The following is an 11,353-nucleotide window of genomic DNA, read 5'->3' on the forward strand; positions in this document are numbered from 1 at the left end:
TTACTCAGAAGTCTTCTCTTTTTTCACGTAAAGATTTCCTGGCGGGCATTTTTCAGGCAAATATAGCATCGCACAAATCAACAGTTGAAATCACCTGTCGAGATCGTTCGCCAGGGAAACACCACCTTAACATTACACCGCTGCCAAGTGCCTTCTTTTTCTCAGATACATCATCACACTTCCCGTCAATGCTGCAGATATAACCAATGCAGGATATAGCCCGCAATGAACAGCTAGCCAGGAAAAAGCGATTAAAGGGAGAAGAAGAACCTTCACAGCGACGCGGGCCCATCCGTGCTGTTCAATATATGCTGCTATGGATGGCGAGTGGGAGTAATACTGATCTACAAAAGCCTTTCCCAGACCGTTAGTAAGCAAATATTGATCACGAAAATCTCTGAGCACCTGCACACATGGATGCAACAGAGACCCATATGATGCTGTTGCTATAAAACAGGCGTCAGCAGTTTTAAAGCTGTACTGCTGCCCGTAGTATACCGAGCTTCCGACCATTGCATACGCGCGGACATAGTAGATAGTGCTGGGTTTCAGATTCGTTAATCTTGACGTGTAGATTCCGATTCCAGATCCATCGTCGGTATGGCCTTCTTCATCAAACCTCTTATCGGATGAATTTACCCCGCTAAAAATACCGCCGCTGCTGTCGTCAGATGAATCGTCGTCTGCGGCAAGGGCATCGCCAACCAAAAAACTTCCCATCTTCTGCAGCACATCCTGTAAGACTTGCGCACTGGCATTTTTACTAGTTGAAACAGTAAAGGAAACTGAATCGGAAGCTTCGTCCCCGTCACTATTTTGACAGCGTACATAATACGTATAGGGATTTTCAGAAACCGGTGTTGACAAAGCTTGACTGTGAGACGTGCTGGATGTTGAAGAAAAGGTGGTCATGGAGCTATATCCAGGATCACTACCTTTACTATATTTACATGTTGCGGTATCAGAGGTTGTAACTTCTAACGTAGGCGTAGTAGTAGTTATCGTAGAACTATTAGGATTGGTTATAGTCGCAGTAAATGTAGTGGGGGTATCATCATCGCCATCATCTCCACTGGCATCGCTATAGATGGGATAAGGATCGATGCTGAAAACCACACCGCGCTGGGTAACCCCACTCAAACCACTGGTGATGGTGCCACCGCTCAACGCCCCTGTTCGGTTAATATCAGTTACCTGTGTAGTCACAATGGAACTGCTGGTTGCAGCATCGGCACTGCTTCCTGAAGTCACTTTCGCTACACTCACGGTATCGGTTGAATCATCACTGGAGGTACCGACAACAACTACATCCTCCCCATCCACCACACCAATGGAATAACTGACAGAATCTCCATCACCGACATCAATTACTGTTGCAGTCACAGTCTTTCCGGAAGACTCTTCGGCCGCAGCCGGGGCGACAAAAAAATTGCCCAGCATGGTCAACAGTTTGTTGCAAACCTCACCAAAACTCAGATGCTTGCGCTCAATTCCAAGTACATCAATGGTATAAGGACTGACGGTGTACGGAACAGCAGCACTCTCTGAAGACTGAAGAAACGACTCCAGGGAGCTTTCCATTTTCAGGCTGCGAACCTGAATATCTGGAATTGCATAAGGAGACCCGTCTTCAACCACTTGAAGCTCAGATACCTTGACAGGCTTTGTTACCTGTGTACTGCTGGATTCATTTATTTCGTGACTGCTGGAGGTGAATTCCGCCTCCTGCTCTCCGTAGCTGATCAGGAGAAATTTTTTCCTCTCATCCTCTGTGGTAAAACCGCTAGCAACAAGAGTGCCGCTGGCAAGCACCTTCACATCATAAAGAGCATCATCACCTTCACCTGCGTGGGCAATGAGATACTGCTCACCATCAAAATAAACTCCAGGTACTCCACTTTCGCTAAATTCAAAAAGAGCCGCATCCCGCTGCTGATCTACTCCAACTGCCGCGGCAACAAAAATTTCATTTCCCGCCCCTTTTGCCAGGCCATACCCTTCACTGAACTCAAAAACAGCAGTTGGGATGGCAACCCCTTTTTCAGCAAAGGATTCATCCACGGTCCCGTTTTCCAAAAAACCGATAAGAAAAAGAGAGGTGACATCATCTTCCTGGTAGGTACCAGAAACCAGAATGCGTCCATTCTCCTGTACAAGAATGCCCTGGGCAACGGCGTCATCCCCTACCCCTACCAGGGACCACCCTTGGTCACCAAAGGAAGTGTCCGGAGTTCCATCTTCAAAAAATCTACCTATTACCACCACACCGCCATTGGTACCTTCGGCAATGCCAGCAAGGACAAGACGGCCTTCATTATCGACGGTGACAGCTGTCAGTTCATCGTGGCCACTGCCTATTGCAGTCACAACAATACCCAGATCGCCAAATGAGGTGTCCAGGGAACCGTCAGCTTGGTAACAAACCAATGCAAAATCCCTATTCCCCTCATTCATGGTATACCCTGCAGCAACAATACGTCCGTCGCTGAGAACCGTAACGGCAAGCGCCTCATCATCGCTTCTGCCGACTGCAGTGGTTGCCTGCCCGGTAACATTGAAGCTCGTATCCATGGAGCCATCCTGCAGCAACCGCAGTACAGCAAAATCATTATCCGCTGCATTGGACGATGATCCGGCAATAACCAGTTTACCATCAGCCTGAACAGCCATGGCATGTCCCCGGTCGCCATACACGCCTACACCGGTATCCAGAATACCATCTTCACCGAAGTCTGAAGCTAAACGCAAGGCTGATTCTGCCTGAACCAACGATGTCAAGACGACAAGCAAAAATAGACCAGTTGCAAATGCGTACCTAAACATTGGTAGTCTCCCTGTAGAGAAAACGTCTTGTGCACATTGATAGTATACTACTAAAACCGAGTTGGGCAAAATTCTGCTGTGACTGATACAATGGTGTCTGCGCCCAATATCGATCTCTCATCCTGTTCCCAAGTTATGTTCAAAATTTGACCTGCACAGGTAAGCCTAGGAGGCTGTCCATTAATTGGGAGTTTTGCTTAAGGCATGCGATACATTTTACCGCAGACATATAATCGATATTCCATGGATATTTTCCTGAGCATAACGCAAAAATTGGGTAAAAACCCATTTAATAGACAGGCAGTAGATACGGATATCCATGATATGTCTGAGGTAAAATTCTGAGCATGCCCCGGAGTCTTGTCTCACCTGAACATGAACAGAAATTTTCCTTGCCGAACAGACATCGACCAACTGACAACGTCTTGTTTTACAAACTATTTACCAAAACTGCAGACAGGATATTGACAGACTTTGCAGTTCCGGCACAGGCCGCCGTGTCCAAGTTCTGCCAGTTCCTTTCTTCCTATTTTTTCTCCGGCCAGAATTCTTGGCAGTATAAGGTCAAAAACCGTAATTTTATGAAACATGCCACAGGCAGGCAAGCCTAAAACAGGAATTTCTCCAATTTGCGCTACCATAAACATAGCACCTGGCAACACAGGCGTCCCATATTCCATATTAACCGCTCCCGCAGCCTGAATGCCTAAACGGGTAACATCATCGGGATCCACCGACATTCCACCGGAAGTGACAATAAGATCAGCCCCCTTGTCGAGAGCCTTGCCTATTTCTGCAGCAATATGTTCAATATCGTCGGGTGCAAAGGATACACTGAGAACCTCCGACCCCAGTTGATCTAGTTTTTTGCGTAATACCGGCTCAAATTTATCCTGTATGCGTCCGGAATATACTTCAGTTCCTGTGATTACCAATCCCACCCGGGCTTTACGCAACTGTTTTACGGAAACAACAGGTTCTGACGCTTCCTTCGCAGCCTTGACAGCCTTATCTACTAGCGCACGCTGGCTGATCAACGGGATAAGTCGTGTTGCTGCCACCTGATCGCCTTTGAAAACAGGTGTATTGCTCTGCAAAGTCGCGCAAATCACTTCTCCGCTCATATTGAGTGCATACAGAGCGTCTTTATTAATTTTCAAAATTCCGTCACACAGAGCGACCAGTTCTATCTTGCCTTCTGAAACTTCTGTCGAATACCCGACCCCCACCCCTGTGAGTGCATCAGCAAGGAGAAGTGCCGCTTCGTTTTCGTGAATTTCTTCCGGGGTCAATTCAAATACATAAATGTGTTCTTTCCCGAGACGCTTCAGATGACTTACATCTTTCTCCTGAATAATATGACCTTTTTTAAAGGCTGTGCCTTTAAATGTGGTACCATCAATCTCAGTGATATCATGTGGAAGAACCATGCCAACTGCCTGCGCTACAGGTATACTCTTTTTGGAAAGCTTTTCATTCATTGTTTCGTACATAGATGTAAATGTTCCACAGCATTGTAAATATTTCCTGCAATTCTTGTTCCCGGCTTTCCATCGCTCATGCCACCCCCTGACAGGAACGTTCAACGCAGAACATATTTCCTGAATGTCAACAAGGCAACTATACCACACATCCAATGTATATTCTTGTGCAAATTAGCCTGACCCGTTGTCAGATATGTAAAGAATCTGGTAACGCTGGTACACCATCGGAGGACATATTGATGTTCCCTATGGATAAAAACAGGAACATACCAATCCACTATTATGTGCACCCCTCTTCGGGATGTGTATCTTGGTGCCAAATATATTTTTGCTGTTCGACATAGCATTATTGACCTTGAAAAAAAGCTTCTACTGATCAATAGTACATCTGAACAGAAACGTTTGGCCTGAAAAATACACATGATCGGAGTCTGTCGAAAATTTCTTTCAGGATAATAACCTCTTCAGGAAACCAGGCGCAGCCATCTCACTGCTGTTGCGAACATTGATTTGTTGAGGATAACATAAAGATCGCGGAAAAAAATACTTACCCACAGACTCCTTGCACACATATTTCCAAGGGCCGCGCAAAAGAATAACTATCGAGGAGTCTGTCGGAGAATTGTTTTCTTTCTCAGATGAGAACATTTTCAGAAAATCAAGCACAGCCATACAGCTGATATTGTGAACATTAATCCCCTGAAAACAACACGAATATGGGGAAGAAGAGCTTTCTCCTACAAACTCCCAGTGTCAGTCTTTAATCATTTATCATGCCCTCACCTGTCGGTCACACTTTAAGTGTTTGCATTGCCCTGCCAATATTGGGTCGCGGTATTTGGCAGAAAAAAGCCAGCCCCTCCTTGTTGTTGGCAAGCATTTTTGTTGCCAACAGTCCTGATATTGATTTTCTTGCCGGATTTCTTGTGGGGGCACCCAATCAATTTCATCATCAGCTTACTCACAGCTTCTTTTTCGCACTCATCACCGGCATTCTTTTTGCTGTACTTTTTAGCGACAAAGACAAACAACAAAAAAATTCTACTCCTCAACGTACCAGACTTTTTCTTTACTTTACCTTTTTGGCCACCCTTCATCTCGTGCTAGATCTCTTTTGTACAGACACCACCGCCCCTTTTGGCCTCATGCTTCTCTGGCCGCTTTCCAACGAATATCTCATAAGTCCAATCGCCCTGTTCAGCGATATCAGGCGAGCTTCTGATACCAGCAGTTTTATCCCCAGTCTCTTTTCTCTCCATAATTTTCTAGCCGTACTTCAGGAAGTGGGAATACTGACAGGGCTCTGCCTCATGTCGTGGTGGGGAGAAACAAGAGTACGCATGTATTCTTCTCGTCCCTGAATAGACTTTCTTGTGCTTTTGTAGCGTCTTACATGATGCACTCCAGTAAAACACTACAACATATTGTTTTTTTTAATTTTCCTGGAAAATTCATTTTTTTCAAGAATTCCAGATAAACAGTATTATTTCGATCAGCTAAATATTTATAAAAAAAACACAGGAAATGTGGGTTAGTATTTGCAAAGTTATCAGCTTGATGGCAATTTATCCCAGCTTACTCATTACATGAAGCCCGTCTCTAAAAAAAGCCATAAAACTCCGGGAACATTCACATCTGTGTTCTCCTGAAGTTACAGTAATCTTTTGGCTGGACGTTTCAACATAACTTTTTGCATACACAAAACCCTATGAACAAGGACTCCATACTAACCAAAGATATTCTCCCACTCTTCCTGCTTATTGCTGTGTATCTGGCCATTATACTGCCAACCATCTCGGTACAAGGCATTTCCAACGACGAATTTATAGATCACTCCATCAGTCAGACGTTATTTTCTTCCCTGAAAGGCTGGTGGAACGGGTCTGATGTTGATCCTACCCAAGCCAGGTTGCCCATGTTTCTCAGCGGCCTTTTCGGCACATTGTTTGAAAATCCGACAGTTTATACGGCACGCTTTTTTAGCTGCATCATCAGCGTGTTCACATTGGCAGGCATCTATCTTTTTGGTCGTATGGAGTTTAACAGAAGAACCGCCCTGCTTGCCACGGGGATGGCTGCCGTAAGTCCCTATTTTCTTGCTTTTTCAAGAACAGCCATGACGGAAGGTGATGCATTTCTTGCCTGTTCCAGTATCTGGCTCATGCTGACAATCGCATATTGGCGGCGCACTCCTGATCTTGGACGAACCGGTCTGCTGGCCTTTGCAACAGGCATCATGGTCTCCACCAAAGTCATAGCCGCCGTATGGATTCCCTTTTTATGTATTCCCTTTATTTTTCTGCGACCTCGAGCCAGTAAAGACAGCCTGTCAAGCATAAGCCCGTTGCTGGTCGTGCTCCTTCTTCTCTGTGGTATTTTTTTTATAGTCAAAGGATACTATACCTGCGGTGCACAGCATGTTGCAAATATGAACAAGTACTACGATCATCATGTGCTTAGCTTCAAAATCGAACACTATAAATCGGTTGCCGTGTTTTGGGTTGCGGCAGCAAGTGTCATCCTTATACGTTGCAAACAATCTATATCTCTTTTTTGGACTCTTGCTATCATTTCTACGGGATCACTGCTAACCTTCTTTGTCTTCCCACCGACAAACCTCACAAACGGTAACCTGCTTCAAGGGCTCTACAGAGAATTTTTCAGCAACGGAAGTGGACTAAGCATAATGCAAATATATTCCGCGGCAGGATTGAATATTCTTTCTCTGGTCATCAAATCCGGACTTAGCGTAGGCATTTTCATACTGGTCGCAGTCCTTATTTCTCCATTTTGCATATCCCGAAAGCCAATTCTTATCCTACCGGTTACCATGGCGCTGGTGTACCCTATATCTTTGATCTTCATAGGCAGAGCCCAGACCTTTTATATGATGGCCATTCTTCCTCAATGCGCGCTCCTGGCAGCTTGCCTGTTAGATCGCATCTGGAACGCTTCAAAGATAACAGGATATGCTCTAACGTTTCTTTTTTGTGGCCACTGCCTCTATGACATACAACTTACTTACCCGAATTTTCATCTGAACGGCTACCAGTGGCTTGGTAAAAGATATATAGCAGGAAGAAGCAGCATTGGATATAAAGGCATAGTCCAGATTCCATCGGATGGCACAACCCAGGTGCTGAAATGGGCTGTTGCCAATATCCCTCCAGAGCAGAATGTGGTTGCCTACCTCAATTACAGGATGATGGCACACGCTTTTATTCAGGCCCCCTTTTATTGGCATTACGGCCTGGACATTCCATGGTCACCTGAAAACGCCAACTATGTGCTCATTCACTTTAATTATATTGTGGACACAAACTATACGAGAAGGGATCCTCGAGAAAGTATTTTTGACTACCCCTTTAACAAAGAACAACTGGAAAGGGACTTTGAAAAAGTATATGCGGTCAAGAGAAATTTCGATATTGAGGTAGCCAGTATCTGGAAACGAAAGCAACCCATTGCGGTGGACCAGGCAACGGGAAAAATTTTCCCGCTTCCAGCAGAGTAGAGTTTCATCTAGCTTCCGACACATCTGTCAGTACTACAGTGACAGATGTGTCGGTATTATCTCACGTTTAACCCAGATTGGACGCTTAAAGCCTGGTAGGTTAAGGTTACGTTAAAAATGACTACTTATCTTGCTGCTCTCTACCCAATACTTTGCGCACATAATAAATAGGTTTTTTTTGGGACTCATGATAGGTCCTGACTATTAATTCTGCCACCAGGCCAATGGTGATAAACTGGAACCCGATGAAGATCAGAAGAATAGCCAGCAGAAGAAGAGGACGGCTTCCCAGAGGAATTCCCATAAACTGACGCTGGAAAGTCATTACCAGTGCCATAAGAATACCAATGGCTGAACTGAGAAACCCTATCCCACCAAAAACATGCAAGGGTTTTGTTGCATAGCTCAGCAAAAACTTTACAGTTATGAGATCCAGAACCACGCGAATGGTTCTGGAAATGCCATACTTAGAGGTTCCATACTGGCGAGCACGATGATTAACCTTGATCTCTGTAAAACTGATCCCCATCCCGCTGGCAATTGCGGGAATAAAGCGATGCATTTCGCCATACAGCTTAATGTTTTGGGTAACCTCTTTACGAAAAGCCTTCAATGTGCAGCCATAATCGTTAAGTTGGACACCTGTTATCCATGAAATGAGACGATTGGCAAGCATGGAAGGAAGTTTTCTGGAAATAAAGGGATCTTTGCGATCATGGCGCCATCCGGTTACCACGTCGTACCCTTCCTCGACCTTGGCGATCAGTGCAGGGATATCCCGGGGATCATTTTGCAGGTCTCCATCCATAGTAATACAGATATCCCCTCTGGCATGGTCAAATCCTGCCGACATGGCAGCTGTCTGCCCGAAGTTTCTTCTGAAACTGACCACAACCACATGCTCATCTTCCTGCTGAATCTTCTGCAGTATCTCCATACTGCTATCCTTTGAACCATCATCAACAAAAAGCAGCTCATAAGTACGGTTTACATTTTGCAAAACATCTGTCACTTCTTTGTACAGATGGGGAATGCTTTCTTCCTCATTATAAATAGGGACAATAATAGATATATCCACTGTGGATTTCCTCAAAGGGTAATTCTTACCGGTTTACTCCATACCAGGTTCAGTGTATGGCATAAAAATACATTTTGTCGTGGTCTGGCCCAAAAAACTGCCATTCTCTCCATAACTCTCAAGTTGAAATGTGCAGGCACCAGTCATGTTTTTTCCCAGGTGGGCGGACAGACGAAAACCCATGGGTTGATGACGGAAAGTGGCAAACACTTCCTCCACATCAGGACGTAAGTCTGTTGGCACAACTTCTCCCAGTTTTTCTCCATCAAGATACAGTAAAATCCGCTTCACGGGTTCCGTGGCAGCGGTCCATCCTCTCAATTGGAGAAGATTTCCAGGAAAAAGCAGGGCTTCATCGAGTTGTGCCCGGTATTGTTTCCTCAACTTGTTTTTAATAGCCTGCAAAATTGGAAAACGTAACACTCCCTGCTGAACACCATCAAAAAAAGAAGGATGTGCATTAGTAGCAACCTGCGGAATAATGATGGGTAGTTTCGCCAACTCCTCCATTGGGTAACGCCGGGAATGAAACTCGGAATGGGTTACCACAAAAAGCAGCGAATCCACACCAATTTCCTGGGCTTTGTGCTGGGCATCGATCAACTCATCATTGCTGTCATTAAACTCAAAAAGAATATATTTCCAGATAACCAGAGGTTTTCCCAGTTGTTTGTCCGCCACAGCATCGGCCATAAAGCGGAGGACCTTGTCAACCTGCCCCTGCACTCTGTATTGCTCATAACTGCGCTGCCATACGCCATCTCCGGCAACCATGACCTCATCAACGGGTGTCCCTTGCAGGGTTTTACTGTAGGAGACGTTGCCATTTGTAATAACACGTTGCCAGGCGTTGGGGTATACTTCATGGGTTATGCGCAGCAATTCTCCAATCTTTGGATGCAACAGAGGCTCTCCCTGGCCGCAGTATTCCAGATTGTCAATACGAAACCCAGCCCCATGCAAAGCCCTGAGAAATCGCTCATAGGTTTCCGGAGCCATTATGTGAGGTTTCTTTCTGGTCTGTATCTGCACATCATTACTGCAGCACCGACAGTTAAGATTGCAAAGCAGTGTTGGCTCCAACTGCAATTTGATAATATGTTTGTGCGCTATATGATCTGTAAACTCGTCATTGCGGCGCAAAAAAGCACAGTGTTCACAAATATCCGGCCAGGGAACCACACCTTGCAAAAAACTATCGCGGATATGCGTGTACTGTTCATTGCAGAAAAGGGTCGAGACATCATCCGCTGTCTGTACAGTATCTACATGCCCTAATACAATACGCTCTCCAAAGTCATCGTTGCAGAGTATTTCCCCATTACTCTTAACGTAGAGGATATGTAGGATTTCACAATTCATAATATTTTGCCCAGACTGGATTTACAGGTGAAGTACCTGCCCGTAAAAATTTCCTGTTACCCAGCATTTTTCATATCTTCTTTGAAAAACTCTTATAAGGCCCTTCAATACCCTGCAGCCCATGCATAAGACCTTTAACAAATAACATCAACCGTTCACGACGGTTGCCTGCAAAAACAAGCTGCGCTAAAAACCGACATAACACCCGACGTAAAAAATAATGGCAGAGCAGCATTGGGGAGGCGCAGCGGCCACGCATAAGCAGAACAATGTTACGGACCTGATAATACCCGCGTAACGGCGCGTGTACACTCAATTGTGGCATTTTTTTCAGAGATAAGGGACGATATACCTCACCGACCTGATGCTGCAACAGTGCCCTACAGAGGCCAAAACAGAGATATCCCTGCTTTCTTGCACGAAAACACCATTCCATATCCACCATGTCAATAAACAGGTTCTCTGCCAGGAGCCCCACGCGGCTAAAAATCCTTGTACAGACAAGAGTTCCGGAAGCATGGAGATAAGCAACCTCAACCTGATCCTTTGGGCTACAGCAGTGCCGACTTCCCAAGCCCCATCTGGAGGTGGTATAAAATGGTTCAAGTGTATCAGGGCTCTGCATATAGGTGGCAGGTCCAACTGCAGCAACGGGCAATCCCTGCTTCATCAAAGCGTGGTAGCCATCCACAAGTGCCTTTACCATCCCTCTGGTCGGTCTGCTGTCCTGATCAAGAAAAAGAACAAAGTCAAACCCCTGCTTTTCTGCATACTGCACACCTTTATTTTGAGCGGCAGCAATACCAACGTTTGTTCCGAGCACTTCTACACTTATCTTTGCCGCGGTAAGCTCATGCAGCCATGCCTGGTTGAACGTGGAGTTATCAACCAACAAAATATGATCGACCTGCTCTGCGATATCAGTGCAGAGCAGGCCAAGATGCTCCCGCTGGGGTAAATACGTTGGTATAACGGCAAGGACTCGAGCACTCATACTTCGGCTAAACGCCACATCCTCTGCTGCAAGATCATGATATATTTCCTGTTCGTTACCGGCAGACCAGCTCCATCGTTCACTACTGCATACCACCG

7 protein-coding genes are annotated in these 11,353 nt (G+C 45.5%); 2 read left to right on the forward strand and 5 right to left on the reverse strand.

What is annotated here, in order from left to right; all coding sequences use genetic code 11:
* Positions 1 to 132: 132 nt before the first annotated feature.
* A complete protein-coding gene (locus G493_RS0110545; RefSeq protein WP_028580354.1) occupies positions 133 to 2,823 on the reverse strand; it encodes a delta-60 repeat domain-containing protein in 2,691 nt (896 codons plus the stop codon).
* Between the two features lie 437 nt (positions 2,824 to 3,260).
* Entirely contained in the window at positions 3,261 to 4,304 is a 1,044-nt protein-coding gene (locus tag G493_RS0110555) for a molybdopterin-binding protein (protein WP_028580355.1), read from the reverse strand.
* Between the two features lie 776 nt (positions 4,305 to 5,080).
* On the opposite strand from G493_RS0110555, the gene G493_RS0110565 reads away from it, so the two are divergent.
* A complete protein-coding gene (locus tag G493_RS0110565; protein WP_028580356.1) occupies positions 5,081 to 5,668 on the forward strand; it encodes a metal-dependent hydrolase in 588 nt (195 codons plus the stop codon).
* A gap of 347 nt (positions 5,669 to 6,015) precedes the next feature.
* Complete coding sequence (locus G493_RS0110570; RefSeq protein WP_028580357.1) at positions 6,016 to 7,821, forward strand: glycosyltransferase family 39 protein; 1,806 nt, start codon at positions 6,016 to 6,018, stop codon at positions 7,819 to 7,821.
* 121 nt (positions 7,822 to 7,942) lie between these two features.
* On the opposite strand, the gene G493_RS0110575 is transcribed toward G493_RS0110570, so the two are convergent.
* From G493_RS0110575 to G493_RS0110585, 3 genes are all read right to left on the reverse strand, one after another.
* Entirely contained in the window at positions 7,943 to 8,899 is a 957-nt protein-coding gene (locus G493_RS0110575) for a glycosyltransferase family 2 protein (RefSeq protein ID WP_028580358.1), read from the reverse strand.
* A 33-nt stretch (positions 8,900 to 8,932) separates the two neighbouring features.
* Complete coding sequence (locus tag G493_RS0110580) at positions 8,933 to 10,261, reverse strand: radical SAM protein (protein WP_028580359.1); 1,329 nt, start codon at positions 10,259 to 10,261, stop codon at positions 8,933 to 8,935.
* A 70-nt stretch (positions 10,262 to 10,331) separates the two neighbouring features.
* Complete coding sequence (locus tag G493_RS0110585) at positions 10,332 to 11,351, reverse strand: glycosyltransferase family 2 protein (protein ID WP_028580360.1); 1,020 nt, start codon at positions 11,349 to 11,351, stop codon at positions 10,332 to 10,334.
* Positions 11,352 to 11,353: the final 2 nt, after the last annotated feature.

Source organism: Desulfogranum japonicum DSM 18378, assembly GCF_000429945.1.
Classification (GTDB): Bacteria; Desulfobacterota; Desulfobulbia; order Desulfobulbales; family Desulfobulbaceae; genus Desulfogranum; species Desulfogranum japonicum.